This is a genomic window from Methylobacterium sp. J-118, from assembly GCF_057836565.1.
Genome location: NZ_JBYQFA010000001.1, coordinates 223,235 through 250,035, shown reverse-complemented (window position 1 = coordinate 250,035; position 26,801 = coordinate 223,235). Strand labels below are relative to the sequence as shown.

Sequence of the window (26,801 nt, the reverse complement as noted above, 5' to 3'; positions counted from 1 at the left end):
GGATGACGGCGCCCTTCGTGATCGAACCCTTGTCCAAGGGCCACGATCGACGCGGCTTCACGAGCGGAAATACCCGTGTGGACGCCTATTTCCGGCAAACCGTCTCTCAGGACGTGAAGCGCCGATACGCGGCCTGCTTTGTCGCCCGGGAAATCGCGACCGGGCGCGTTGGCGGCTTCTACACGTTGTCCTCGAACAGTGTGCCGCTCACGGACATCCCGGATGGACTGGCCAGAACGCTGCCGCGCTACCCGACCGTGCCGGCTGTCCTGTTGGGCTGGATGGGGCGGGACGAGGCCTTCCGTGGCCGCGGGCTCGGGGAGGCCCTTGTGTTCGATGCGATCCGCACCGCCGCCTCAGCCGCCATCGCCAGTCACGCGATCTTCGCGGACGCCATCGATGAGAAAGCCGCGCGCTTCTACGTCGACCTCGGCTTCGCGCCGCTGACGAATAAGCCGATGCGGCTGTACCTGCCGATCGCGACGGGCCTCGCTCTGCTAAACCAAGAGCCCGGATGAAGGCCACTCGGCCTATCGCGCCGACATCAAGCCCAAGACTTGATGTCGGCATCGATCGAGGCGACCGAACGCGAAGGGCCCGCGCGTCGTCCGGAAGAGGAAGCGGAGGGCGTCGAATAATGCCGGCGCCCCGCAGCGCCGGCTGCTGTCAAGCCCGCTTGGCCAGCAGCTGCTCGATCAGCGAGCCGCCCTTGTCGATCGCCGCCAGCTCCTCGGCCACCGCGTTCACGGTATCGCGGATCTGGTCCGCGCTGTGCTCGGAGGTCAGGAAGAAGCGCAGGCGCGATGCCCGCTCCGGCACCGCCGGGTGGATGATCGGCTGCACGTTGATGCCCCGGCGGAACAGCCGGTCCGACAGGGTGACGGCCTTCAGCGAATCGCCCACGATGATCGGCACCACGGCCAGCCCCAGGCTGAAGCCGGTGTCGAGGCCGAGCTTCTTGGCGGTGGCCAGGAACAGGGTCCCGTTCTGGCGCAGGCGCTCGACCCGCTCCGGCTCGGCGTGCATCACGGCCAGCGCCGCCTCGGCGGCGGCGGCGAGGGGCGGGGACATGCCGACGCTGTAGACGAAGCCGCCGGCCGAGTGCTTCAGGTACTCGATCAGCGCGATCGGTCCGCAGATGTAGCCGCCGCAGGTAGACAGCGTCTTCGACAGCGTGCCCATCCAGATGTCGACCTCCTTGGGGTCGACACCGCAATGCTCGAACAGGCCGGCGCCGGTGCGGCCGGTGACGCCGAGGCCGTGGGCCTCGTCGACCATCAGCCACGCGTCGTAGCGCTTCTTGAGGGCGACGAGCCCGGCCAGGTCCGGCGCGTCGCCGTCCATGCTGTAGAGGCCCTCGACCACGATCAGCGCCCGGCGGTGCTCGTGGCGGGTGGCCTGGAGCAGGCTCTCCAGGGCGTCGAGATCGTTATGCGCGAAGGAGCGCCGCTGCGCGCCCGAGAGCTGCGCGCCGGTCACGATGCTGTTGTGCGACAGGGCGTCGTGGAAGATCACGTCGCCGGCTTCGAGCAGGGCGCCGATGGTGGTCACGTTGGTGGCGTGGCCGCTCACCATCACGACGCAGCCCTCGGAGTGGTAGTGCTTGCCCAGCGCCTGTTCGAGGCTGATATGCCCCGGCCGCTCGCCCGCCACGACCCGGCTCGCCGACGCGGAGGTGCCATAGGCGTCGATCGCCTCCCGGGCCGCATTGCTCACCCGCGGGTGACCGTTGAGGCCGAGATAGTCGTAGGACGAGAAGTTGGTGAAGGTCTTCTGGTCGATCCGGGTGGTCGCCCCCGCCTTCGCGTCGTGAACGCGGAAGAACGGGTTGCCCAGGCCGATCAGTTCGGCCGCCTGGCGCTGCAGCTTCAGCTCCCGGTAGCCGGGCAGGTTCTCGAAGTTCTGCGCCGCCGATTTTCCGGCGGGGGAGGCCGCCTTGGCGGGGGCCGGGCGCGGCGTCGCGCGCCCGAGCCGGTTGGTCACGAAGCCGGCGAGCGCCGCGCGTCCGCCGTCCGGCCGTGCCGTATCGGTCATGAGTTGGTCTCTTTGATCTCGCTGGACGTCTGCTCGATGAGTTCCCGGAGCGGCGCCATCATCTGCGCATCGATCTCACCGCCGACATGCTTCGAGACGAGACTCATCGCGACGCCGGCTGCCTCGTCCATGGGCGCGGAAACCGCCTGAATTAAGGACTCCGACAGCTCGTTGACGGTCATGCCGGACGAGAGCCCGGCGGGCGGCGCGTCGAGGGCGAAGCGCTCCTGCAGGCTGGCGCCGAGCTCGACGCCCATCAGGGAATCGAGGCCGATCTCCGAGAGCTGGCGCACGCGGCTGATGTCGTCCTTGGGCAGGCGCAGGATCCGGGCGATGTCCTCGACGATCGCGTCCGACACGGTCTTGCGGACCGAGTCGAGGTCGCCGCCCTTAAGGAGCGCCCCGATGTTGATCGCCTGGACGCCGCCGGCCTCGGCCTGCTGGTCAGACCCGAGTTCGGCGTAGCTCGGCGAGCGCATGGTGGCGAGCCGCTCGCGCGCCTTGCCCCAATGCATCGCCGCGATGGCGATCACCGCCTCGTCCGGGGACGTGCCCTGGCTCCCCAGCGCCTCGGCCATCAGGTCGAGGCAGCGGCGGGCCTCCATCGGCGTGACGCCGACGCGGCCGGCGAGGCCTTCCATGACAGCCTTGTTGCGGGCGAGCATCCCGACATCGCCGATCGCACCCCAGGCCACCGCCAGGGCGGGCAGGCCGCGGCGGCGGCGCTGCCGGGCCAGACCCTCCATGAAGCCGTTGGCGGCCACGTAGGAGCCCTGGCCCGGGTTGCCGATGAAGGTCGTCGCCGAGGAGAACATCACGAAGTAGTCGAGACTGCGGTCCCGGGTGGCGGCGTCCAGGTGCTGGGCGCCGATCACCTTCGGGCCGATCACTGCGTCGAGCGCAGCCGCGTCGATGTTGGCGATCAGGCCGTCCTGGAGCACCGCCGCGGCGTGGAGCACGCCCGCGAGCTTCCTCCCGCCCTGCTCGATCTCGGCGATCAGGCGATCCACCGACGAACGGCTGGTGATGTCGACCGCCTTGGCCGTGACGCTCACGCCCCGGCCGGCGAGGTCGGCGACGATCGCCTTGGCCTCGTCGGTGGCCGCGCCCTTGCGGCCGGCCAGCACGAGGTGCCGGGCGCCCCGGTCGATCAGCCAGCGCGCCGCCTCGAGGCCGAAGCCGCCGAGGCCGCCGGTGAGCAGGTGGACGCCCTCGGCCGAGACCGTGAACGGCCGCCTGGTGTCCTTCATGATCGTGCCGGCCCTGGGCGGGCTGATCACGATCTTCCCGATGTGGCCGGACTGCTGCATCAGCCGGAACGCGTCCGAGGTCTCGGCCGCCGTGAACGGCTGGTAGGGCAGGGGCTTCAGGCCGCCGTCGTTGAACAGGGCCATCACCTCGCGGAACATCCGCGCGCCGTCATCGCCCTGGTGCTGGATCACCTGATCGAGGTCGACGCCGAAGTAGCTGAGGTTCCGCCGGAACGGGCGCAGGCCGATATGGGTGTTGGCGACGTAGTCGCGCTTGCCCAGCTCGACGAAGCGGCCGAAGGGCCGGAGTGCGTTGAGCGAGCGCTCCATCGCCTCACCGAACAGGCTGTTCAGGACGATGTCGACCCCGTCGCCGGTGATCGCCCGGACCTCGTCCACGAAGGCCAGCGAGCGGGAATCGAGCACGTGCTCGGCGCCCAAAGCCTTCACGAGCGCCCGCTTCTCGCGGGACCCCGCGGTGGCGATGACCCGCGCGCCCTTCAGCTTGGCGATCTGGAGCGCGGCGAGGCCGACGCCGCCGGCACCGCCATGGACCAGCACCCACTCGCCGCGCCGCATCCGGGCGCAGGAGACGAGGCTGTAATAGGCGGTGAGGAACGCCACCGGCACGGTGGCGGCCGCCATCGGGTCGAGGCCCTGCGGCATCGGCGCGACCACGAGGTCGGGCACGACGATGTGGGTGGCGAAGCCCGACTGGGCGAAGGCGACGACCGGATCGCCGACCTTGAAGCCCTTCACCCCCGGACCGACGGCCGTGACCCGGCCGGCGCATTCGAGGCCCAGCCGCGGGCCGGCGAAGCCGTCCTCCAGGATCTCCTCGGGGAGCATCGAGAGCGCCCAGAGCACGTCGCGGAAGTTGAGGCCGGTGGCCTCGACCGCGATCTCCAACTCGCCCTTGCCGGGGGTGCGGCGCTCGGCCGGCCCCCAGACCATCTCGCTGAGGCCGCCGGTGTTGCTCCGCTCAAGGCGCGCCGCCTCCGCCGGGACGGCATCGGCGGGATCCCGGTGCTGCGGCCGGCCGGCATGGAAACGCACCACCTGCGTCCGCTCGTCGTCGAGCACGATCTCGGTCTCCGGGGTGCCGGAGAGGATCAGGTCGCGCAGGCGCTCGGACGCGCGCTTCGACGACATCTCGGGGGAGAGGTCGATGCGGCGCACATCCAGATTCGGGGCCTCGTTGGCCAGCGTGCGGGAGAAGGCCCAGACGCCGGCCTCGACGTTGGTGGCCTGGCCGCCGCGGTCGCGGGTCGCACCCGGCGCCACCACCCACAGACGGGTCTGGCGGGCACCGAGATGCTCGATGCAGCGCTTCAGGCTGAGGCAGCGGTCGCGCAGCCGCTCGGCCGCCTCGCCGCCGCGGGTGAAGGCGCCGGCCAGGAACACCACCGTATCGGGGGTCTCCTTCTCCAGCTCCATCAGGGAGGTCTCGGAATCGAGGATGATCGAGACGTGGACGCCGCCCGCGACCAGCAGAGTCGCCAGGGACGAGGCGGTCTCGGCCGCGAACTCGTCGTCCGAGCCGATGATGAAGGCGAAGCTCTGCGCCGCGGCCGGGCCCGGACGCACCGGTGCCTCGGCCGTCAGCAGCAGGTCGTCGCCGTTGGCGGAGGCCGCCCGCTCGACCTCGACCTTGACGAGGCCGTGGGCGCTGAGCGTGCGCTGCCAGCCCTCAATATCCTCGAGCCGGCCGACCGGCAGGCCGCCCACGGCCTCCTCGAACCAGCCGGCGGTGAGGCCGAACACGAGGTCGCGGAACAGGGACGCGCCCGGCTCGACGGCCACGAGCAGGCCGCCGGTGGCGAGCGCCCCGGCGAGCTGGCCCGGCAGGGCGCGGTCGCCCCGGTGGAGGCTGCCGGCCGCCAGGATCACGTCGAAGCTACCGGGGGCGAGCTCCTCGGCGGTTTCGACCACGGCGGCGGCGCGGCCGAGCGACAGGCGGGCGCGCTCGGCGAGCCTGCGGTCGGTCTCGAACACGGTGAGCCGGGCCTCGGCGGCGGCCGCGAAGGTCGCCGCCTGAGCCGAGAGCGGGCCGAAGCCGACCTGCAGAACCCGCAGCGCCCGCTCCTTCGGAAGCTGCACGCGGCTCCGCTCGATGAGCTTCGCGACCACGTCGGCGCCGTGGCGCGCGGTGGCCGAGCGCAGCACGAAGGCGTCGATGGCGCCCTGCGGCAGGGCGGGCGCGTCGGTCAGCGTGCCGGCGAGCAGGCGATCGACCAGGGCGCCGACATCGGCGATCAGCACCAGCTCGGCGGAGAGATCCGGATGATCGCCGGCGATCCAGCGCATGATCTCGTCGGGGGCCGGCAGCGCGGACCCGTCGCCCAGCGCCCAGTTCTCGCCGGCGCGCTCGGCCAGGCCGCTGCTCTCCAGGGCATAGAGGGCGTTCAGCAGCCAGGGGCGCAGGGCCTCGGGGACGCGGCGATCGGCGACCGACACGGTCTCGCCCTGCGCCAGCCCGGAGGCGAGGCGGTAGGCCAGGGAGGTCGCCCAGCCCTCCAGCAGGAGGTGCCCCGGCGACAGGGCGGCGTCGGCCGGTCCCTTCGCCTCGGCGGCGAGCGGCCGCAGGCGCGCTGCCACGCTCGGCCGGCGCTCCATCGGGATCGCGGTCGGCTCGGTGGCGAGTTCCGGCACCTGGGAGATCGCGAAGGCCGAGAGGTCGCCGCCGCTCTTGGCGCGCAGGGCCTGGAACCGGCCCTCGCGGATCGTGGCGACCACGGCCCCCTCGGCGTCGAGGAGGGTGAAGTCGGCCAGGATCGAGCGCTCGTTGCACCGGCGGGTCCGGATGATCGAGCGGGCGATCACCGCGCCGGGGCGCAGCAGCCGGACCTCGCCGAAGCGCACCGGGATATAGGCCTTGCCGCCATTCTCGCCGAGGAGGTCGGCGAAGAGCAGGATCAGCCCGTGGAAGCAGGCGTCGAGCCGGTTCGGCACCAGGGCGTAGCGGCTGTCGGGCTCGGCCGGCAGCAGGTCGGACACGATGGTCGCGTCGTCCAGCCGGGCGCTCATGGCGACCTGCTGGAAGCTCGGGCCGAAGGCCAGGCCCGAGGCGAGGGCCTTGGCGTACAGCGCCTCGCCGGCGAGCACGTGGTCACCCGCGGTCTCGAAGCTGAACCCGTTCAGCTCCGGCACCTTCGGGGCCGAGAACGTGCCCTCGACGATCTTGGCCTGGGCGTGAATCTGCCAGGGCGTCTGCGTCAGGCGCGGACGGCTGAGGACCTGGATGCCGTTGCCCGAGCCCGACAGGCGCACCGCGACCTCGCGCAGGGCGTCCTCGGCGAACACCATCGGCGCCACGATCTCGAAATCCGCCAGCACGACCTCGTCGTCGCGCAGGGCCTCGCGGACGCAGGCCAGCGCCATCTCGACGAAGCCGGCGCCAGGCATGATCACCTGGCCGTCGACCTTGTGGTCCTCCAGCTCGGGGACCGTGGCCGGATCGACGAAGCCGTTCCACTCCAGGCCGTCGAAGGTGGTGCGCGAGCCGATCAGCGGATGATAGGGCCGGGGGCTCATGGCGCCGACGCCCTCGGTGGTGTCGGCCAGGCGGAACGGGCGGCGCTGCCACGGATAGGTGGGCAGGCGCACGTCGCCCTTCGGCGCATCGCCGAACAGCAGGGCCTCATCGACCTGCGCGCCCTGGACCAGGGCGGCGCTGACCGCCTTGGCGATCGGGTCGCCGCCGGAGGCCTTGCGGTGCATCACGCCGACCGTGGCGGTCTCGATGCCCAGCGGCTCGACCGCGTCGCCGACGTGGGACATCAGGGTCGCGCGGGGTCCGACCTCCACGAAGATGCGGGCGCCCCGGCGGGTGGCGTCCTGCACGGCCTCGCTGAAGCGCACCGGCTCGCGGATGTTGCGCCACCAGTAGCCGGCGCCGAAATTGGACCCGTCCAGCACAGAGCCGGTGACGGTGGAGACCATGGCGGTGGTGCCCGTCCGCGCCTTCAGGCCGGCGAGATCGCGCAGCAGCGGCTTCTCGGTCGGATCCATCAGCCGTCCGTGGAAGGCGTAGGCGAGGTCGAGCTTGCGTCCGCGCCGGCGCTTGCGCGACAGGGCCTTGAGGGCGGCGTCGATATCGGCCACCGGCCCGGCCACCGTCACGGCCTTCGGGCTGTTATAGGCGGCGATGTCGAGGCTCGGATAATCCTTGAGGAAGCTCTCGACCTCCTCGGCCGGCATCAGCAGCACCGCCATGGTGCCCTGGCCGTGCGTCGTCTCCTGATGGTGGCTGCGGTAGTAGATGACCCGGACCGCGTCCTCCAGGCTCAGGATCCCGGCGGCCTCGGCGGCGGCGATCTCGCCGACGCTGTGCCCGAGGACGTAGGACGGGATCAGGCCCTTCGCCCGGAGCGCGGCCGTCGAAGCGCTCTCGATGGCGAAGATCAGCGGCTGCGAGACGCTGGTGAGCGCGAGGCGCTCGTCCAGGTCCTCGGCGTAGAGGGCGTCCTTCAGCGACCAGTCCGCATAGGATTGGAACAGCGTGTCGACCCGGTCGAAGGCGGCGCGGAACGCGGGGTTCTCCGCGTAGGCCTCGCGGCCCATGCCGGCCCACTGGCTGCCGTTGCCGGAATAGACGAAGGCCACCTCGGCGACGCGGTCGACCGCGGTGCCGGTGAAGGCGTCCGGCGAATCCTCGCCCTCGCCGACGGCGCGCAGGGCCGCGGCGATATCGGTCTTGCCGTCCAGGGCGACGGCGAGGCGGGCGGGCATCCGCTCCCGGCGATGCGCCACCGCGGCGGCGATGGCCGGGGCCCGGGCGGGCTCGGCCTCGAGCCGCTCGGCATAGTCCAGGGCCAGCTCGTTCAGCGCGGCGCGGCTCTGGGCCGAGAGCAGCAGCACCTGGGCGGAGGCCCGGGGCGCAGCGGCGTCGGGCTTCGCCCAGGCGGGGGCGTCGGTGATCACGACGTGGGCGTTGGTGCCGCCGAAGCCGAACGAGTTCACGCCGGCGAAGCGCTCGCGCGGGCCGCGGCTGATCGGCAGGGCCTTTCGCACGACGCTCAGCTTGAGTTCGTCGAACGGGATCTCGGGATTGAGCTCGGCCGCGTGCAGAGACGGCGGCACGAGGTCGTGCTCCAGGGCGAGCGTCGCCTTCATCAGGCCGGCGAGGCCGGAGACCGGCTCGGTGTGGCCGATATTGGTCTTGATCGAGCCGATCGGCAGCGGCGCCTGCCGGCCGCGACCAAGCTTGGAGCCGATGGCCGAGGCCTCGATCGGGTCACCCACCGGCGTGCCGGTGCCGTGCGCTTCCATGAAGGCGAGGTCGTCGAGGTTGATCTCGGCCTCGCGGTAGACCTTCTCCAGCAGGGCGCCCTGGGCATAGCCCGACGGCAGGGAGATTCCGGTGGTGCGCCCGTCGGAGTTGATGCCGGAGGCCGCGACCACGGCGCGCACGGTGGCGCCGTTGCGCCGTGCCGCCTCGGCCGATTGCAGCACGAACACCACGCCGCCCTCCGAGCGCACGTAGCCGTCGGCGTTCTTGGAGAACGCCTGGCACAGGCCGGTGCGCGAGAGCATCTGCGCGCTGGAGAAGCAGATGAAGTTGAACGGGCTGGCGAGCACGTTCACGCCGGCGACCACCGCCGTGTCGACGCGGCCCGAGCGGATCGCCTGGACGGCGTTGTCGAAGGCGACGAGCGAGGACGAGCAGGCGGTGTCGACCGTGAAGCTCGGACCCTTCAGGTCGAAGATGTACGAGATGCGGTTCGAGATGATCGAGAGGGTGTTGCCGGTCGCCGCGTAGGCGTCGCCCGACGGCGCGTCGAGGATGCGCAAATTGCCGTAATCGAGGGACGAGGCGCCGACGAACACGCCGATATGGCTGCCGGCCACGCTCGACGGGCGCAGGCCCGCATCCTCGAGGGCTTCCCAGGTGAGTTCCAGCAGCATCCGCTGCTGCGGGTCCATCTGCTCGGCCTCGCGGGGCGAGATGCCGAACACCGCCGGGTCGAACGACCACACGTCGTCGATGACGCCCGCCGCCCAGGTGTAGCTCTTGCCGCGCTCATGGGCCCGGGGATGCGCGAACCGCTCCAGGGAGAAGCGGTCGGCCGGTACCTTGCTGACGGCGCAGCGCCCCTCGGAGAGGAGGTGCCATAGCCCGTCGACGCTCGGGGCCCCGGGCAGTCGGCATGCGCGTCCGACGATCGCAATATCTGTACGTTGTGTCACGTTCGGTTCGCACACGCTCGTTATCGGAAGTCGGCTCGGCTCTCGACGAGTGAGTACCCTCTCACCCCTTACTGTGGCACCATTGCGGTGTCCAACCAGCCCCGATGCCAGGTCATCCCCGCCCGGCGAAATTGCCGAAGGCTGTGACATGTATTCATCAGAAGCTTATCCAATCCCGGGGCTCAGAACGCCAGGATAGGACGGGTCGACTGGTTTGAGAGACGCCTAGACGATCATCAGAAAGCCATAGTTTCGCGTCGCAGGCGAAGGACCGTCTACCGGCACGCCGCGCACGCCACGGAGAGATCTTCCAAATGGCCACGCGGCACCGGCGCCGGTTCGGCATCGCGCGGACCGCTGCGGCCCCGGCTCAAGACGGATACGGCGCGCGGGCGGCCCCGCTGCGTCCGACGCTGCAATAGGCGAAACCGTGGCGCGTGGCGGTTTCGGGGTCGTAGATGTTGCGCAGGTCGACCAGCACGGGGGCGGATCCGCCGGACGCCATGGTCCGGCGCACCCGGTCGAGATCGAGCGCCCGGAAGGCGTTCCATTCGGTGACGATCACCAGGGCGTCGGCGCCCTCCGCGCAGGCATAGGGGCTCTCGGCATAATCCACCGTCGGCATCAGGGCGCGGGCCTGCGCCATCCCCTCGGGATCGTAGGCGCGCACCGTCGCACCCGCATCCTGGAGCCCGGCCACGATCGCCAGCGACGGTGCGTCGCGCATGTCGTCGGTGTCGGGCTTGAAGGTCAGGCCGAGCAGGGCGACGGTCTTGCCGCGTACGGCGCCGCCGCAGGCCTTGATCACCTTGCGGGCCATGGCGCGCTTGCGCTGGTCGTTGACCGCCACCACGGTCTCGACGAGGCGCAGCGGCGTGCCGGCATCCTGGGCGGTCTTGACCAGGGCCAAGGTGTCCTTCGGAAAGCACGAGCCGCCGTAGCCCGGCCCGGCATGGAGGAACTTCGACCCGATGCGGTTGTCCAGCCCGATGCCGCGGGCGACCTGCTGGACGTCGGCGCCGACCTCTTCGCACAGGTCGGCCACCTCGTTGATGAAGGTGATCTTCGCGGCCAGGAACGCGTTGGCGGCGTATTTGGTCAGCTCGGCGGTGCGGCGGCTCGTCACCAGGATCGGCGCGGCGTTGAGGTAGAGCGGCCGGTAGACCTCGCGCAGCACCGCCTCGGCCCGGGCCTCCTCGGTGCCGACCACGATGCGGTCGGGGCGCTTGAAGTCGGCGATGGCCGCGCCTTCGCGCAGGAATTCGGGGTTCGACGCCACGGAGAAGTCGGCGGCGGGATTGGTCTCGCGGATGATGCGCTCGACCTCGTCGCCGGTGCCGACCGGCACGGTCGACTTGGTGATTACCACGGTGAAGCCCGACAGCGCCCCGGCGATCTCCCGGGCGGCGTCGAACACGAAGCTCAGATCGGCAAATCCGTCGCCCCGGCGGGACGGCGTCCCCACCGCGATGAACACCGCGTCGGCCTCCGCCACCGCCTCCCGCAGCGTCGAGCGGAATGCGATCCGCCCCTGGCGGACGTTCTCGGAGACCAGCGCGTCGAGCCCGGGCTCGTAGATCGGCATGCGGCCGGCGTTCAGCGCGGCGATCTTGTCCGGGTCGCGGTCGATGCAGACCACGCTGTGCCCGAAATCGCCCAGGCACGCTCCGGAGACAAGGCCGACATAGCCGGCCCCTATCATCGCAATCCGCATCCGGCCCTCCCGGCAGCCAGCCCCCGGCTCGCTGCAATGCAGCATGGTCCGGGCGTCACGGCGGCGCAACCCGGGCGGCGCTGGATCGGATCCAGCCTGTCGCACGGACGCAACACACCGGAAGCATGACTGTTCTTTGACAATGCGGCCGTCGCGGCGGGCCGATTCCGCTCGGGCACCGCCTTTTCTTGCCCGGCCCCTGCCCGGATGCGGCTTCGCAGGGGCGGCGGCTTCCTGTAGAAGCGCCACCGCCCGACGGGTGTGGTCGAAGTCCCGCCCCGAGGCCCTGACCCAAGGATCGGCGAAGGACCGTGATGACCGAATTGCCGAACGTGCACGTGCGCGCCGAGGTCCTGGCCCAGGCGCTGCCCCACATGCAGCGCTACGACCAGGAGATCGTGGTGATCAAGTATGGCGGCCACGCCATGGGCGACCGGTCCGCGGCCGAGGATTTCGCCGAGGACATCGTCCTCCTGGAGCAATCCGGGCTGAAGCCGATCGTCGTGCACGGGGGCGGCCCCCAGATCGGCAAGATGCTCGATCGGCTCGGCATCCAGTCCGAGTTCCGCGGCGGCCTGCGCGTCACCGACGCGGCCACCGTCGAGGTGGTCGAGATGGTGCTGGCCGGCCTGATCAACAAGCAGATCGTCGGCTGGATCTCGGCCGAGGGCGGACGGGCCATCGGCCTGTGCGGCAAGGACGGGAACATGGTCCGGGCCAAGCGGGCGCTGAAGACCCTGGTCGATCCCGAGAGCCAAGAGGAGCAGACCATCGACCTCGGTCTCGTCGGCGAACCGGAGCATGTCGAGCGCGGCGTGCTCGACGCGGTGCTGAAGGCCGAGTTGATTCCCGTGCTCGCCCCGGTCGCCTACGGGGCGGACGGACAGACCTACAACGTCAATGCCGACACCTTCGCGGGGGCCATCGCGGGGGCGCTCCGGGCCAAGCGCCTGCTGCTGCTCACCGACGTCCCGGGGGTGCTCGACAAGGACAAGAAGCTGATCCCGGAACTCACCGTGGAGGATTGCCGCCGGTTGATCGCCGACGGCACCATCACGGGCGGCATGATCCCCAAGATCGAGACCTGCATGTACGCGATCGAGCGGGGCGTCGAGGCGGTCGTCATCCTGGACGGCAAGGTCAACCACGCGGTGCTGCTGGAGCTGTTCACCGATTACGGCGCCGGCACGCTGATCCGACGCGGCTGAAGCCGGTCGCCGCGCGATCGGGCGACCCGATTCGCGCGGGGCGGCAACTTCCGCTCCGCGCGCGCATTGTCCTGCTCCGGGTCAGCCCCGAGCAAGCCAGCCTTGCAAGCCTGGCCCCGTGGGTTCACTCATCCCCCCTGGGGATCACGATTCCAAAGGGATACGGTGCACCACCCCGACAAGGCCCAGTTCACCACCTCCGGCGCGCGCGGGTTCGCCGATGTCGACACCTGGGTGTTCGACCTCGACAACACCCTCTATCCGAGCGACGCCCGGGTCTGGCCGCAGGTTGACGAGCGGATCACGCTCTACGTCATGGGGCTCTACGGGCTCGACGGGCTCTCGGCCCGCGCCCTGCAGAAACATTTCTACCACACCTACGGCACGACCCTGAAAGCCCTCATGGTCGAGGCGGATATCGATCCCCACGAGTTCCTCGACTTCGCCCACGACATCGACCATTCGGCGATCAAGCTCGACAAGGGCCTCGGCGACGCCATCGAGCAACTGCCGGGGCGCAAGCTGATCCTGACCAACGGATCGCGCCGGCACGCCGAGAACGTGGCGGCCAAGCTCGGGATCCTCGACCATTTCGAGGACGTGTTCGACATCGCCGCCGCCGATTTCGTGCCGAAGCCCGAGCGGTCGACCTACGAGCGGTTCCTGCACGCGCACGGCGTCGAGCCGACCCGCGCGGCCCTGTTCGAGGACATCGCCCGCAACCTCGCCGTGCCGCACGACCTCGGCATGGCGACCGTCCTGGTGGTGCCCAAGATCGCCGATCCCTACCGGGAGGCGTTCGAGCAGGAGGCGGTGCGCGAGGCGCATATCGATCACATCACGGACGATCTGGCGGCCTTCCTGTCCGGCTGCGTGCTGCCCGAGGCCGGCGCGGTGCCGGCCTGACGGCGCGGAGCGCGGCGCGGCTCTCATCGGCAATCGACAAGGCGGTGGCGATCCTGTAGAGAGCCGGCCAACTCACAACAGGATCGCCGAAATCCTGGTGCCCGCCGCCCATGAGGGGCAGCGCGGCGCAACGGCCGGAGCTTTGTCATGAATATCATCGAGCAGCTGGAGCGCGAGGAAGTCGCGCGCCTCGCCAAGACCATTCCCGATTTCGAGCCGGGCGACACGCTCATCGTCAACGTCCGCGTGAAGGAAGGCGAGCGCACCCGCGTCCAGGCCTACGAGGGCGTCTGCATCGGCCGCCAGGGCGGCGGCCTCAACGAGAGCTTTACGGTCCGCAAGATCTCCTACGGCGAGGGCGTGGAGCGCGTCTTCCCGGTGCATTCCCCGATGATCGATTCGATCGAGGTGGTCCGCCGGGGCAAGGTGCGCCGCGCCAAGCTGTACTACCTGCGCGACCGCCGCGGGAAGTCGGCCCGCATCGTCGAGCGCACCGACCGCTACAAGGCCAAGGACAACGCGGGCAAGGACAACGCGGGCAAGGGCACCCCGGCCGAGGCGCCCGCCGCCGCCGAGTGATCGACGCACGGCCGGCCTCGCCGCGCCGGCGCCACATCGCGGCCCGCTCCGATCGCTCGGGGCGGGTTTTTCTTTGGGTGCCGCGCGCCGTCACGCCGCCCGCGGGCGGCGGCGCGCGAAAAGCCAGGGCAGGACGCAGGCCGCCGAGACGGCGATCGAGAGGGCGTAGGCCAGGACCGGATCGACCTGCCCGAGCGTCAGGTGAACGCAGATGTAGAAGGCGAGCACGCCGAACGCGCCCTGGGCACTGCCGCGCACCACCTCGAGCGAGGCGCCGACCCCGTCCTGCAGACGGGCGAAGACGATGAGCGGCCAGGAGATGATCGGGATCGGCGCCAGGACGCCGCTCAGGCCCGACCCGAGGCGGGGCGCCAGGGTCGAGACCAGCAGGACCAGGGCGGTGGCCGCCGCCAGCCGGGCCGGCATGTCCCAGCGCGGGGGTCGCGCATCGCGGACCGGCGCGGCGGCCTCGGGGGCCGGCCGGCACAGGGCGATGACGGCCGCCATCGCCGGGAGGTCGATCACTGTTGCGAGCCACAGGCCCGGCCGGACGAGCCCGTGCAGCAGGGCGCCGCCCAGGACGAAGGCCGCCAGGGCGAGGGCGACGGCCGCGACGGCGCCGATCCGCCGAGCGCAGAGAACGTAGGCCAGGTAGCAGGCCGTCACCGCCCCCAGCCCCTCCACCGACCCGACGGCGGCATCGGCGGCGAAGCGCTCGCCCTGCTCGGCGGCGAGGTAGATCGAGATCGGCGCCGAGGTGAGCGGCAGGCCGGAGAGCAGGCCGCCGACGAGGCTGCCCCAGCGGCGCGCCGCCGCCGACACGGCCCACATCAGCGTCGGGGTGACAAAGATCTTGGCGGCGATCAGGCTCATGGCCGGTGCCGCTCAGGCCGCTTCGGGCGGCCCGTCGTCGTCCGGCGCGCCGGGCGAGTTGAGGATGTCGTCCAGTTCGTCGACCAGCCGGTCGATCTGATCCTCTGTGGCGAGCACCTTGAGGATCTCGCCGGTCTCCGTCTCCACGGCCAGCTCGATATGCGGCCCGACCCGGGCGGTGAGGATCCGGGCCAGGATCTTGATGGCACTCATGCGATTGTCTTCTCCGCGGCAATGAGGCCGACCGCCGCCGCCGGCCCACAGGTCGAGATCCCGTCACGCGGCCCGGCGATCCGGTCGCCCAGCAGGTCCACGAGCGGGACGGAGGCGCGGCCGAGCCGATCCGCCAGGCGGGCCCCCAGGAAGGCGCCGGCGCCGCACGGGATCAGGGGCGCCCGCGCGTCCATGTCCGGCCGGCCGAGCAGGAGCGCGGCCGCATCGTGCAGCAGGCGCAGCTGCGCCTCTGCGAAATGCCCCGCCAATGCGGCCCAGGCCGGCGCGGGGGCCTCGGCCCGGTCGCGCCCGACGATCCGGGCGAGCCGGGTCTCGCTCTCGGCGACGGACTTGCCCTTGCGGTCGCCGCTCGCCTGCTGGTCGGCCCCCCCGGGGAGCAGGCCGAGGATCCGGTAGGCATCGGCCATGTGGGCGAAGGTCTCGGTCATCAGCCGGGTCCGGCGGCCGCCGAAGGGCGCGTGGTCGGCGAGCGCGATCACCGGCGTGCGCACGATGCCGGTATAGACGAGTTCCGATGTCGCCAGGCGTTCCGCATCGCTGTAGCCCGCGGCGGCCGGGCGGCCGCCCACGATCGGGATGAGGTCGGTGGTGGTGGAGCCGATATCGACCAGAAGGGCGTCCGGGGCGATCCGCCCGGCGAGCGCCGCGGTGGCGTGCCAGTTGGCCGAGGCCACGTCGGCGGCGCGTTCAGCCGCCGCCTCCGGGGCGATGAAGCCGGACCGGCCGGCATAGATCCGCACAATCCCGGCGAGATGCGCCCCGGCCCATCCGGAGAGCGCCGCCACGCCCTCCCGCCGGTCGGCGAAGCAATCGGTCAATTCCCCCGTCATGGTGACGGCGTGCGCGGCCTCGCCGCGCGCCCAGTCCGGCAGGGCCGCGAGCGCCTGCGCCAGGGCCGGCAGACCCTGCCAGAGCGGGCAGGGAACCTGGGCGGCGGCCACGACGCGTCCGGCCTCCACCAGAGCGGCCTTGACGTGAACCCCGCCGAGGTCCCACCCGATCGTCCTGGGGGATGGTGAGCGCATGGGACCGCGATGAACGCCTCGATGGACCACAGGATCGGGTGCCCCGGCTTCGCGGTGATCCCGGTGCTCGACCTCCGGGGCGGCCGCGTCGTGCGGGCGCGCCGGGGCGAGCGCTCCTCCTATGCCCCGATCGAGACGCCCTTGGCAAAGGGATCCGCACCCGAAGCGGTGGCACGCGGGCTCCTCGACGCGTGGCCGGCCGCGACCCTCTACGTCGCCGATCTCGACGCGATCATCGATCGTGCCGCCCCCGATCTCCGCGCCCTGACGGCGATCGCCCGCGCCTGCCCGGGCACCGCCCTGTGGGTGGATGCCGGCTTCGCCGAGCCCGCCGGCCTGGACGCGTTCCTGACCTCCGGCCTCGGGCGTCCGGTGATCGGCAGCGAGAGCCAGACGGATGCCAACCTGGTGACCCGGCTCGGGGACCGGGCGGTGTTCTCCCTCGACACGCGCGGCGCCGACCGGCTCGGGCCCCCGGCGCTCCACGACGATCCGTCGCTGTGGCCGCCGGAGGTGATCGCCATGACCCTGGCCCAGGTCGGGGCCGGGGCCGGTCCGGACCTTACGTCCCTCGGCGCCCTGCGGGCGCGGGCGCCGGAAACCCGCCTCTACGCGGCCGGCGGCGTCCGCGGCCCGGACGATGTGCGGGCGCTGCGCGCGGCCGGGATCGCCGGGGCGCTGGTCGCCTCCGCGCTCCACGACGGCACCCTGTCCCGGGCCACGGCGCCCGATCTCGCCTGACGCTTCCGACCAGCCCCCGCGGCTGCTAAAGCCGCCGCCAGGGAACAACCGTCACGAGATCTTCAGCCGATGGAAAAATTCACGACCCTGGAGGGCGTCGCGGCGCCCGTGCGGACGATCAACGTCGATACCGACCGGATCATCCCGGCGAAGTACCTGAAAACGATCCGACGGACGGGGCTCGGCAAAAGCCTTTTTGCCGAGATGCGCTACCGCGAGGACGGCTCCGAGAACCCGGACTTCGTGCTGAACAAGCCGGCCTACCGGAACACGAAGATCCTGGTCTGCGGCGACAATTTCGGCTGCGGCTCCTCCCGGGAGCACGCGCCCTGGGCGCTGGCCGATTTCGGCATCCGCTGCGTGATCTCCACGAGCTTCGCGGACATCTTCTTCAACAACTGCGCCAAGAACGGCATCCTGGCGATCGTGGTCGCCCCGGAGGACCTGGAGAAGCTGTTCGCGGATGCCGAGCGCGGCGCGAACGCCACGCTGTCGGTGGACCTCGAAGCCCAGACCATCAAGGGACCGGACGGCGGCACCCTGCATTTCGACATCGACGCCGGCCGCAAGCACAATCTCCTGAACGGCCTCGACGAGATCGGCCTGACCCTCGCGCGCGGCGCCGCGATCGACGCCTACGAGCAGAGGCTCGCCCAGCGGGACTGGGCCTGATTGGGCCGGGCCGGACCTCGCCCCGTTGGGGAAGGTCCGGCATCCCGTCACGCCGCCTTCACGTCGGCCAGGAAGGTGGCGACCGCCCGGCCGAGGTCGTTGGAGTATCGCGACAGGCCCTGCGCCGCGCCGAGAACCTGGGTTGCCGCGGAGCCGGTCTCGCCGGCGGCCCGCTTGACGTCGACGATGTTGCTGGTGACCTGCTCGGTCCCCGACGCGGCCTCCTGAACGTTGCGCGCGATCTCCTGAGTCGCCGCGCCCTGCTGCTCCATGGCGGCTGCGATCGCGGTCGAGCCGTCGGCGATCTCGCCGACGGTCCGGGCGACCGACCGGATCGCGTGGACCGCCTGGCCGGTCGCCGCCTGGATCTCGGCGATCTGTGCGCTGATCTCGTCGGTGGCGCGGGTGGTCTGCGCGGCGAGTTCCTTCACCTCGGTGGCCACGACGGCGAAGCCGCGCCCGGCATCGCCGGCCCGGGCCGCCTCGATCGTGGCGTTGAGTGCCAGCAGATTCGTCTGGCCGGCGATGTTCGAGATCAGGGCGATCACGCCGCCGATCTTCTCCGCGGTTTCGGCCAGGCTCTTGACGGCCCCGTCCGTCTGCACCGCCTCGTGGGCCGCCCGGCCGGCGGCCTGGGCCGCACGGGAGACCTGGCCGTTGATCTCCCGGATCGAGATCGACAGCTCTTCCGTGGCCGCCGCGACCGTGTTGACGTTCGACGAGGCCTGCTCGGCGGCACTCGCCACCGCAAGCGCCTGAACGTCGGTCTGCTCCGCGACGCCGCTCATCGAGCGGGCGGTCGCCTCGAGTTCCGTGGCGGCGCCCGCCAGCGCCTGCGTCAGGCTGGAGACCTCGGTCTCGAAACGCTGGACCGTGGCGTCCAGATGAAGGGCCCGACGGGCCTTGGCCTCGGACTCTTCCACGGCCGCGGCGTCGCTCGCCCGCTTGGCGATGAGCGCCTGCCTGAACACCTCGACGGCCGTGGCCATGCGGCCGATCTCGTCGCGCCGCCCCCGATGCGGCACGGCCACGTCGAAGTTGTCGCGGGTCATTTCACCCATCACGTCGGTCATCTGGCGCGTCGGGACGGCGATCAGCCGGGTGAGCAGCCAAGCGCACGCAGCTGCACTGCCGAGCAGGGCCAGGATGGTAATCAGCGTCGTCAGGTATGAGGTCGCGAACGCGTCGGCCGCATCGGCCTGACGTGTCTTCAGCAGGGCGCGCTCCGTCGCATCGATCTCGTCGACCAGGGTCCGGATGCCGTCCATGAACGCCTTGCCGACGCCGCTGGTCAGGAGGGCGCGGGCAGCAGCCTGCGTGTCGGCCTGCGCCATCATGGCGATCTCAGGCTCGGCGACCTCGGACTGCCACCGTTGGGCCAGGGCTTCGATCTGCCCGATACGGTGCTGCTGGGCCGGGTTGTCCACCGTCAGGGTCCGGATCCGCTCCGCGGCGACCGCGAAGGCTTTGGCACCGGCCTCGTAGGGGGCGAGGAACTTGCGGTCCCCGGCCACCAGATAGCCGCGCACCCCGGTCTCGCGATCCACCATGCTGCTGATCAGATGATCGTTCACGTTCAACACGTCATAGGTATGCTCGGACCATCCGGTGGTTTCGTTTATGAAAGTCAGTTTGTTGTAATTTATAAATCCACCCACAATGTTGATGAATATCAGTACCAAAAAGCAAACAATAATTTTCTTCGCGATCGATATGTTTGAAATGCGCATCATCACCTCCCCCGGCATCGAGCCGGCATGATACGCGACAGAGATTAGAAAGCCACTAATTTGCCTTCAAAAATGTACACGCTATGGCGCGAGAACTGATTTTACCCTCAAGATGAATATCGGTCACTTCCGGAAGTCACACCGATCACAACAACGACATGATCAGATCCACGGCGAAGTGGCCAACAGCACAATCTGCTATCGATACTTCAATTTCCGCCGCGCAGCTCCCGGCGCAGGGCGCGCGAATCCGGGCCTATGCCTGCGACAGGTCGCGGCGCACCACGGCGGCGCAGGCGACCTGACAGCCCGTCGCTCCAGGTGCCGGGCGGACGCGGCGATCGATAGCCGGCGCGGCGCAGTGTCAGGCCGATCTCCCGGACCACCCGCTCTCGGCCGGCTCCTCCGCTAACGCGTCGTTAACCCTCGTGCTGCCTGATTCGGCCGCTAGACGACGGGCGACACACGGGAACGCCAGGATGCGGAATCAGTCCCTCGGGTCGGGCGTCGCGCTCGGATTCGGCCTCCTCTGCGCGGGCGCCGCGAGCCTGCCGGCGCGCGCCGATTTCGACAGCTGCCTGGCCGGCATCCAGGCCCAGGCGGCCGCCGCTGGCGTCTCGGCGCAGACCTTCCAGGCGGCCACGCGCGGCATCAGCTTCGACGACAAGGTGATCGAACTCTCGCAGGCGCAGCCCGAGTTCAAGACGCCGATCTGGGACTACATGGCGGCCTTGGTCGACGACGAGCGGGTCGAGGACGGGCGCGCGGCCATGCGGCAGAACGCGGCCGCCCTGGCCCAGGCGGAGGCGCGCTACGGGGTCGACCGCTACACGATCGCGGCCGTCTGGGGCGTCGAGTCGAATTTCGGCAAGAACCTCGGCAAGATGCCGCTGGTGCAGTCCCTGGCGACCCTGGCTTGCTCGAACAACCGGCGCCGCGACTTCTTCCGGGGCGAGCTGATCGCCACCCTGCGGATCATCGAGCGCGGCGACATCGCGCCGGAGCGGCTGACCGGCTCCTGGGCGGGGGCCTTCGGCCAGACGCAGTTCATGCCGACAACCTATCACCGCCTCGCCGTCGACGGCGACGGCGACGGGCGGCGCGACGTGGTCGATTCGGTGGCCGATGCGGTCGGCTCGACGGCGAACTTCCTGCACGTGGCCAAGTGGCAGCACGGCCAGGTCTGGGGCTACGAGGTCAAGCTGCCCCGCGGCTTCAACGTCGCCGCCGCCGGGCGCAGGAACAAGAAGCCGATCGCCCATTGGGCGTCCCTCGGCGTGACCCGTATGGACGGCCACCCGCTCTCGGGCGACGGGCCGGCCGGGATCATCGCGCCGGCCGGAATCGACGGGCCGGCCTTCCTGGTCACGAAAAACTTCGACGCGATCTACTCGTACAACGCCGCCGAATCCTACGGCCTCGCCATCGCGGTCCTGTCCGACCGGCTGCGCGGCAAGACCGGTGTCCAGGCGCCCTGGCCGACCGACGATCCGCCCCTGTCCCGCGCGGAGCGGCGCGATCTCCAGACCCGCCTGGCCGCCCGCGGCTACGACGTCGGCGAGCCGGACGGCAAGGTCGGCCAGAAGACCCGAGACGCGATCAAGGATGTCGAGCGCAAGCTCGGGATGCCCCAGACGGGCCGCCCCGGCGGCAAGGTCCTGGAGGCGCTGCGCGGCAGCTGACCGGGTTCCGGCGCCGCCATAGCGCGGTCCGATGCCTCTCTGAACGCGCCACCTCGGCGGTGATCGCCGCGCCGCCACGGCGCCCCCAAGCCACGGCCGCGGCGCGGGAGCCGCAATTCATCCCCGACCCCTCACGGGCCTTCGCCCGGCCTGCGCCCCGCGGCCAGGACGTCGCCGGTCCGTCGACCGCCATGAACCGGGGGCCGTGCCGGGGTCTCGCCGGCCCGGCGAACCGCTCAGCAAAAAGGCCGCCGCGGGATGCCGCGGCGGCCTTTCGCATTGAGCAATGCCCCGTCGCTCAGGCGGCGGTGCGCTTGCGGGCTTCCTGCTTGGTGTCCACGCCGGCCGCTTTGATCTCGGACAGCTTCTGCGCGACGTTGCGCGAGAACACGAACTCGGCCGGGCGCTGGTTCTCCAGGCTGACCTCCGGGGCCATGGCGCCGTCGGTCTTGATGCCGCGGATCGCGTGCACCAGCGGCTTCCAGGGCTTGCGGACCGAATCGACCACCGAGGATGCCTCGTAGCCCGAATGGACCATGCAGTCGGCGCACTTCTCGTAATTGCCGGTGCCGTAGGCGTCCCAGTCGGTCTCGTCCATCAGTTCCTTGAAGGTCGCCGCGTAGCCCTCGCCGAGCAGGTAGCAGGGCTTCTGCCAACCGAAGACGGTGCGGGTCGGGTTGCCCCACGGGGTGCAGTGATAGGTCTGGTTGCCGGCCAGGAAGTCCAGGAACAGGCCCGACTGCTGGAAGGTCCACTTCTCGCGGCCCTTCTCCTTGCCGTGCCGGAACACGCCGCGGAACAGATCCTTGGTCGCCTTGCGATTCAGGAAGTGCTTCTGATCGGGGGCGCGCTCGTAGGCGTAGCCCGGGGAGACGGTGATGCCGTCGATGCCCATCCGGGTCACGCTGTCGAAGAAGTCGGCGATCTTCTCGGGCTGCGAATTGTTGAAGAAGGTGCAGTTGATGGTGACGCGGAAGCCCATCTCCTTGGCCTTGGCGATCGCCGCCACGGCCTTGTCGTAGACGCCGCGCTGGCACACCGACTGGTCGTGCATCTCCTTGTCGCCGTCCAGATGGATCGACCAGGTGAAGTACGGGCTCGGCTTGTACTCCTTGATCTTCTTCTCGAGGAGCAGCGCGTTGGTGCAAACGATCGCGAACTTCTTCTGGGCGATGATGCCCTCGACGATCTGCGGCAGATCCTTGTGCAGGAGCGGCTCGCCGCCGGCGATCACCACCACGGGGGCACCGCACTCGCGCACCGATTCGAGCGCGTCGGCCACCGGCAGGCGCTTGTTCAGGATCTCATCCGGGTAATCGATCTTGCCGCAGCCGGCGCAGGCGAGATTGCAGCGGAACAGCGGCTCCATCATCATCACCAGCGGGTAGCGCTTGCGACCCGTCAGGTGCTGTTTCAGGATGTAGCCGCCGATCTTCGCGACGTACCGGAGGGGGATACCCAAGATTGCGGCTCCTTCACTTCGTCGGCCCAGGGGCGATCGGGGTGCTTAACACGAAAAAAATCGCGATTTCCAGCGATCTAGCTTGGAACTAATCTCAATCGACCCCGTTTCGGCGGGATCATGACATCTTATTCTGCGCCTGACGCAACGGCGCCACATGGGCCGCGCACGCCAGATCCGTGGGCGAGGACTGCCCGCCCTTGAGGACAGCACGTGCATTGCGTCGGCAATGCGACCGGGGACGCGCGATTTCGATCGCATCGGCGCCATTTCCGTGCGCTAACGCACATATCCTCCGTACGGACCGCGGCAGAGCGGCCGCGTTGCAATCTGGCATCGCGCTCTTTACTGAGCCTCGTGGCGGCGATGCAAGCCGTGGCCGACGGCGAACGGCCGCGCCACGGTCCATATCGGCCAGGCTCGGCGTGCGCATGCGTGTTGCACGGCTGGGGCGGACCGTGTGGCGTTCCGCGAACCCGGTGCGCGTTCGAACGGATCGCGGGGCGGTCGGCATGCGGGCTCTGCGCCGCGCCGGTCCCCGGGATTCCGAAGAGCTGGATGGCAAGTTCCGGGCGCGCCGGGGGTGCGTCCGAGGCGAACAGGCAGGGTGCTCGTGATCGAAAGTCTCGTCGCGTTCTCGGTGCGGTATCGGTGGATCGTGATCGCCCTGGTGGCGCTCGTCACGGTCGCGAGCGGCGGCGTCGCGGCGCATCTGTTTCGAATCAACACCGATGTCGAGCGGCTGATCGATCCGAAGGAGCCCTGGCGCCAGGACGAGATCAACTTCGAGCAGGCCTTTCCGCAGCGCACCAACACCATCGTGGCGGTGATCAACGGCGCGACGCCCGAGGTCACCGAAGAGGCGGCCGCCAACCTCGCCAAGGCGCTCACCGCCCACAAGAACCTGATCGAGACCGTCTATCGGCCCGACGGCGGCCCGTTCTTCGACAAGAACGGCCTGCTGCTGATGTCCCAGGCCGAACTCGACAAGACCCTCGAGGCGCTCACCCAGCAGCAGGGCCTGCTCGGGCCGCTCGCCGCCGATCCGTCCCTGCGGGGCGTCATGCGGGTCCTGTCCCTCGGCGCGCGCGGGGTGAAGACCGGCGACGCCAAGCTGGAGGATCTCGAGAAGCCCATGGGGCAGATCGACGCCACCCTTCAGCAGGTACTGGCGGGCAAGCCGGCGCGCATGTCGTGGCAGGAGCTGCTGGCGAACGGCCAGAGCAGCGTCACCGACAAGATGAAGTTCGTGTTCATCCAGCCGGTCCTGGATTTCAACGCCCTGGAGCCCGGCTATCAGGCGACCAAGCTGATCCGGAACGTCGCCCAGGATCTCAAGATCGACGGCGAGCACGGGCTGCGGATGCGGCTCACCGGCACGGTGGCGGTGGCGGACGAGGAATTCGCCACCCTGTCGGAGGATGCCGGCGTCAACAACAGCATCATCGTGGGCGCGATCGTGCTGTTCCTGTGGTTGGCCTTGCGCTCCGGCAAGCTCGTCGGCGCGGTGCTGATCACCACCTTCGCGGGCCTCATCGTCACCGCCGCCCTCGGCCTGATCATGGTCAAGGAGCTGAACCCGATCTCGGTGGCCTTCGCGGCCCTGTTCGTCGGCCTCGGCATCGATTTCGGCATCCAGTTCTCGGTGCGCTACCGGGCGGACCGCTACGAGCAGCCGACCTTGCAGAGCGCGATCCGCGCCGCTGCCCGCGGGGTCGGCTGGTCGCTGACCCTGGCCGCCGTGTCGCTGGTGGCGGGCTTCTTCGCCTTCCTGCCGACCGCCTTCCGCGGTGTCTCCGAACTGGGGCTCATCGCCGGCGTCGGCATGGTCGTGGCCTTCCTGTTCGCGCTGACGCTGCTGCCGGCGCTGATCGCGGTGTTCGAGCCCAAGGGCGAGAAGGCGGCGGTGCAGACCTCATGGCTCGTTGGTGTCGATCCCTGGATCATCCGCCACCGCAAGCCGATCCTGATCGCCGTCGGTCTGGTGACCCTGGCGGGCGCGCCCCTGCTCTGGCACCTGCCCTTCGATTCCAACCCGATGCACCTGCGCAGCACGAAGACGGAATCGATCGCCACCTATCTGGACCTGATCAAGAACCCCGAGACCAGCCCGAACCTCATCGACGTCCTGGCTCCGAGCGTGGAGGCGGTGCCGGCGCTCTCGCAGAAGTTGGCGGCCCTGCCGGTGACGGCGTCGGTCAACAGCGTCGACACCTTCGTGCCCCGGGATCAGGACAAGAAGCTCGCGGCGATCGCCGACACGGCGCAGCTCCTCGACCCGGTGCTGAACCCGGGCCGCAGGCCGCCGCCGCCGACCGATGCCGACAACGTCAAGGCGCTCAAGGATGCCGCCACGGCGCTGAACGGCGTCGCCGGGGACACGAAGGGCGACGCCAAGGGTGCGGGGGCGGCCAAGCAGCTCGCCGGCACGCTGGACAAGCTCGCCGCCGGCCCGGTGCCGCTGCGCGAGGCGGCCTCGGTCGCCCTGACGAAGGACCTCGGTCCGCTGCTGGCCCGGCTGCGCGACCTGCTCCATCCGGAAAAGATCACGCTCGACAACCTGCCGCCGCAGCTCAAGGCCGACTGGGTCGCGGCGGACGGGCGCGCCCGCATCGAGGTCCATCCCAAGGGTGATTCCAACGACGACGAGGTGCTGCGCACCTTCTCGGACGAGGTGCTGAAGGTCGCGCCTCATGCCACCGGCGCGCCCGTAGCGACGACGCAATCGACCTACACGATCCTGGGCGCCTTTGTGCAGGCGGCCGTGACCGCTTTCGTGCTGATCTTCGTCATCCTGTCGGTGGCCCTGCGCAAGCCCTGGGACGTGGCGATGACGCTGGGCCCGCTGGTGATCGCGACCCTGTGGACGCTGATGGCCCTGCGCATCATCGGCATGCCGCTGAACTTCGCCAACATCATCGCCCTGCCGCTGATGCTCGCGGTCGGCGTCGCCTTCCACATCTACTACGTCATCGCCTGGCGGGCGGGGGTGACCGACATGCTGGCCTCCAGCCTGACCCGGGCGATTTTCTTCTCGGCGCTCACGACCGGCAGCGCCTTCGGCTCCCTGGTCCTGTCGAGCCATCCGGGCACGGCCAGCATGGGCAAGCTGCTGGCCCTGTCGCTGTTCTTCACCCTGATCGCGGCGTTCTTCGTGGTGCCTGCAACGCTGGGGGAGCCACCGGCGCAGCCCGACGAGGACCGGCCCGAGGCAGAGAAGGCGGTCGGGGCGGCTTTGCGCAAGAGCACGGCCCGCCAGGATCCGGTGCCGGCCAAATAGGCCCCCCGCTCAGAGGGCCTTCTCGAAGAAAAGGTCGGGGTAGGGATCGTCGTTGAAGCGCGCGATCTCCACCCAGCCCGCCCTGCGATAGAGCGACAAGGCCTCCGGCAGGGCACTGTCGGTGTGGAGGCGCGGCACCGCGATCGAGGGTTCCCGGACGATGGGGTCGATCCAGGGTTACTTCACCTCAGCGGTCGGGCCTCCATTGCCCTTCGGGCCGACGCATCCGCCGGGCAACCCGTCCATCATGGTGGGCAGGACTACGCCGAGCCACTGGACCTTCGCCTCCGGTCCAGAACCGTGCGTCGCGGGCGCCGACATCCGCGGCGACGGCACGAGCGAAGCGGCTCGATAAGTGGTCACCCCAAAAAGTCGGAAAACCCGCCCCTGAGCGCGCCCGACGCATCGACGGTCGTCCGAGCGGCGGCGGCGATCAACGCATCGCGCTCGTCGGCGTAGAGATAGCCGGGCGCCTCGCCCGGAAAACCGCCGGTCGTGGCCGGGTGGGTATAGAGCTCGGTCAGGCCATCGGGAAGGTGGGCCAGGAGCGCCGCCACCCGCGGCGGGGTCATCGCACCGGACCAGGCCAGACCGAGGGTCCGATCGGGGATCAGCAGGCCGGCCTGGCGGGCGCGCACGGCGAGCAGGGCCGCCCAGGGGGCGATGTCGAGGGCCGCCCGGGGTCGGGCGCCGGGCTCGGCCCGGCGCAGCAGCTCGCGGGGCTCGCGAGGCACCCGGATCGACCGCATGCCGTAGCCGCGGCCGATGCGCAGCACGGCGCCGGCGATCAGCGGGTGGACGTGGAAGTGCTTGTGGGCGTTGACGTGATCGAGGGGCAGGCCGGTGGCCTGGTAGGCCTCGAACTGCGCCGTGATCTCGGCGGCGAGCTGACGCCGGGCAGCGGGCTTGCGGGCGAGGTCGAGGCCGACCCGAGCCATGTCGGCGCGCATCAGCCCGGCGGCATCGGTCAGGTCGGGCAGTTGCGCCGCCGGCAGGGTCGGCCAAGCTTCGACCAGGACGAGGTGCAGCCCGACCCGCAGGGACGGCATCTGCTTCGCCCGGGCCACGGCATCGGCGGCCGCCGGCGCCGAGACCATCAGGCTCGCCGCGGTGAGGATCCCGTCGCGATGGGCCTGCTCGACGGCCTCGTTGACCTCGGGGCTCAGCCCGAAATCGTCCGCGGTGACGACCAGACGCTTCACAACAACCTCGTTACGGGTGT

At 70.3% G+C, this 26,801-nt stretch carries 17 protein-coding genes and 1 pseudogene; 8 read left to right on the top strand and 10 right to left on the bottom strand.

Going from position 1 to position 26,801, the window contains the following annotated elements; all coding sequences use genetic code 11:
- Positions 1-2 precede the first annotated feature (2 nt).
- Entirely contained in the window at positions 3-518 is a 516-nt protein-coding gene (locus AC3IF3_RS01195) for a GNAT family N-acetyltransferase (RefSeq protein WP_489226866.1), read from the top strand.
- 148 nt (positions 519-666) lie between these two features.
- Here AC3IF3_RS01195 and AC3IF3_RS01190 read toward each other — a convergent pair whose 3' ends face one another.
- The 3 genes from AC3IF3_RS01190 to AC3IF3_RS01180 all read right to left on the bottom strand — a co-directional run bounded on the left by AC3IF3_RS01190 (position 667) and on the right by AC3IF3_RS01180 (position 11,187).
- Positions 667-2,034: an aminotransferase class I/II-fold pyridoxal phosphate-dependent enzyme gene (locus AC3IF3_RS01190; protein WP_489226864.1), complete on the bottom strand. Its 1,368-nt coding sequence runs from the start codon at positions 2,032-2,034 to the stop codon at positions 667-669.
- Positions 2,031-9,473 (bottom strand): SDR family NAD(P)-dependent oxidoreductase, encoded by a 7,443-nt coding sequence (locus AC3IF3_RS01185; protein ID WP_489226863.1) that lies wholly within the window; start codon positions 9,471-9,473, stop codon positions 2,031-2,033. The genes AC3IF3_RS01190 and AC3IF3_RS01185 overlap by 4 nt, the downstream gene beginning before the upstream one ends.
- Positions 9,474-9,843: 370 nt before the next feature.
- Complete coding sequence (locus tag AC3IF3_RS01180; RefSeq protein WP_489226861.1) at positions 9,844-11,187, bottom strand: UDP-glucose dehydrogenase family protein; 1,344 nt, start codon at positions 11,185-11,187, stop codon at positions 9,844-9,846.
- Between the two features lie 314 nt (positions 11,188-11,501).
- On the opposite strand from AC3IF3_RS01180, the gene argB reads away from it, so the two are divergent.
- The 3 genes from argB to rplS all read left to right on the top strand — a co-directional run bounded on the left by argB (position 11,502) and on the right by rplS (position 13,880).
- Positions 11,502-12,395 carry an acetylglutamate kinase gene (argB, locus tag AC3IF3_RS01175; protein WP_243973848.1) on the top strand — a complete coding sequence of 298 codons (894 nt, stop codon included), beginning with the start codon at positions 11,502-11,504 and terminating at the stop codon, positions 12,393-12,395.
- Positions 12,396-12,560: 165 nt separating this feature from the next.
- Positions 12,561-13,301 carry a pyrimidine 5'-nucleotidase gene (locus tag AC3IF3_RS01170; RefSeq protein ID WP_489226859.1) on the top strand — a complete coding sequence of 247 codons (741 nt, stop codon included), beginning with the start codon at positions 12,561-12,563 and terminating at the stop codon, positions 13,299-13,301.
- A 147-nt stretch (positions 13,302-13,448) separates the two neighbouring features.
- Entirely contained in the window at positions 13,449-13,880 is a 432-nt protein-coding gene (gene rplS / locus AC3IF3_RS01165; RefSeq protein ID WP_489226858.1) for a 50S ribosomal protein L19, read from the top strand.
- Positions 13,881-13,970: 90 nt separating this feature from the next.
- On the opposite strand, the gene AC3IF3_RS01160 is transcribed toward rplS, so the two are convergent.
- From AC3IF3_RS01160 to AC3IF3_RS01150, 3 genes are read right to left on the bottom strand one after another with little or no spacing between them, the layout of a single operon-like run.
- On the bottom strand, positions 13,971-14,753 hold the full coding sequence (locus tag AC3IF3_RS01160) for a hypothetical protein (protein WP_489226857.1): 783 nt from the start codon (positions 14,751-14,753) through the stop codon (positions 13,971-13,973).
- A 12-nt stretch (positions 14,754-14,765) separates the two neighbouring features.
- Positions 14,766-14,966 (bottom strand): hypothetical protein, encoded by a 201-nt coding sequence (locus AC3IF3_RS01155; RefSeq protein WP_243973852.1) that lies wholly within the window; start codon positions 14,964-14,966, stop codon positions 14,766-14,768.
- A complete protein-coding gene (locus tag AC3IF3_RS01150; RefSeq protein ID WP_489226855.1) occupies positions 14,963-16,012 on the bottom strand; it encodes a hydantoinase/oxoprolinase family protein in 1,050 nt (349 codons plus the stop codon). The genes AC3IF3_RS01155 and AC3IF3_RS01150 overlap by 4 nt, the downstream gene beginning before the upstream one ends.
- Positions 16,013-16,021: 9 nt before the next feature.
- Here AC3IF3_RS01150 and AC3IF3_RS01145 point away from each other — a divergent pair, with 9 nt between their 5' ends.
- Together AC3IF3_RS01145 and leuD are read left to right on the top strand one after the other, a co-directional pair.
- The gene (locus tag AC3IF3_RS01145) at positions 16,022-16,753 is read left to right on the top strand and encodes a HisA/HisF-related TIM barrel protein (RefSeq protein WP_489226854.1); all 732 of its coding nucleotides are present in this window, start codon (positions 16,022-16,024) and stop codon (positions 16,751-16,753) included.
- A 69-nt stretch (positions 16,754-16,822) separates the two neighbouring features.
- A complete protein-coding gene (leuD, locus tag AC3IF3_RS01140) occupies positions 16,823-17,425 on the top strand; it encodes a 3-isopropylmalate dehydratase small subunit (protein ID WP_243973855.1) in 603 nt (200 codons plus the stop codon).
- Positions 17,426-17,472: 47 nt separating this feature from the next.
- Here leuD and AC3IF3_RS01135 read toward each other — a convergent pair whose 3' ends face one another.
- Entirely contained in the window at positions 17,473-19,155 is a 1,683-nt protein-coding gene (locus AC3IF3_RS01135) for a methyl-accepting chemotaxis protein (protein WP_489226852.1), read from the bottom strand.
- A gap of 479 nt (positions 19,156-19,634) precedes the next feature.
- On the opposite strand from AC3IF3_RS01135, the gene AC3IF3_RS01130 reads away from it, so the two are divergent.
- Positions 19,635-20,837, top strand: coding sequence for a lytic murein transglycosylase (locus tag AC3IF3_RS01130; RefSeq protein WP_489226851.1), 1,203 nt, complete (start codon positions 19,635-19,637; stop codon positions 20,835-20,837).
- Between the two features lie 298 nt (positions 20,838-21,135).
- Here the strand turns inward: AC3IF3_RS01130 and hpnH are convergent, their stop codons facing one another.
- Complete coding sequence (gene hpnH / locus AC3IF3_RS01125) at positions 21,136-22,299, bottom strand: adenosyl-hopene transferase HpnH (RefSeq protein WP_243973858.1); 1,164 nt, start codon at positions 22,297-22,299, stop codon at positions 21,136-21,138.
- A 613-nt stretch (positions 22,300-22,912) separates the two neighbouring features.
- On the opposite strand from hpnH, the gene AC3IF3_RS01120 reads away from it, so the two are divergent.
- Positions 22,913-25,579 (top strand): MMPL family transporter, encoded by a 2,667-nt coding sequence (locus AC3IF3_RS01120; RefSeq protein WP_489231207.1) that lies wholly within the window; start codon positions 22,913-22,915, stop codon positions 25,577-25,579.
- 9 nt (positions 25,580-25,588) lie between these two features.
- Here the strand turns inward: AC3IF3_RS01120 and AC3IF3_RS01115 are convergent.
- Both AC3IF3_RS01115 and hpnK read right to left on the bottom strand, forming a co-directional pair.
- Positions 25,589-25,870, bottom strand: a pseudogene (locus AC3IF3_RS01115) (PadR family transcriptional regulator); the annotation flags it as partial.
- 68 nt (positions 25,871-25,938) lie between these two features.
- Positions 25,939-26,781 (bottom strand): hopanoid biosynthesis-associated protein HpnK, encoded by an 843-nt coding sequence (gene hpnK, locus AC3IF3_RS01110; RefSeq protein WP_489226849.1) that lies wholly within the window; start codon positions 26,779-26,781, stop codon positions 25,939-25,941.
- Between the last annotated feature and the right edge of the window lie 20 nt (positions 26,782-26,801).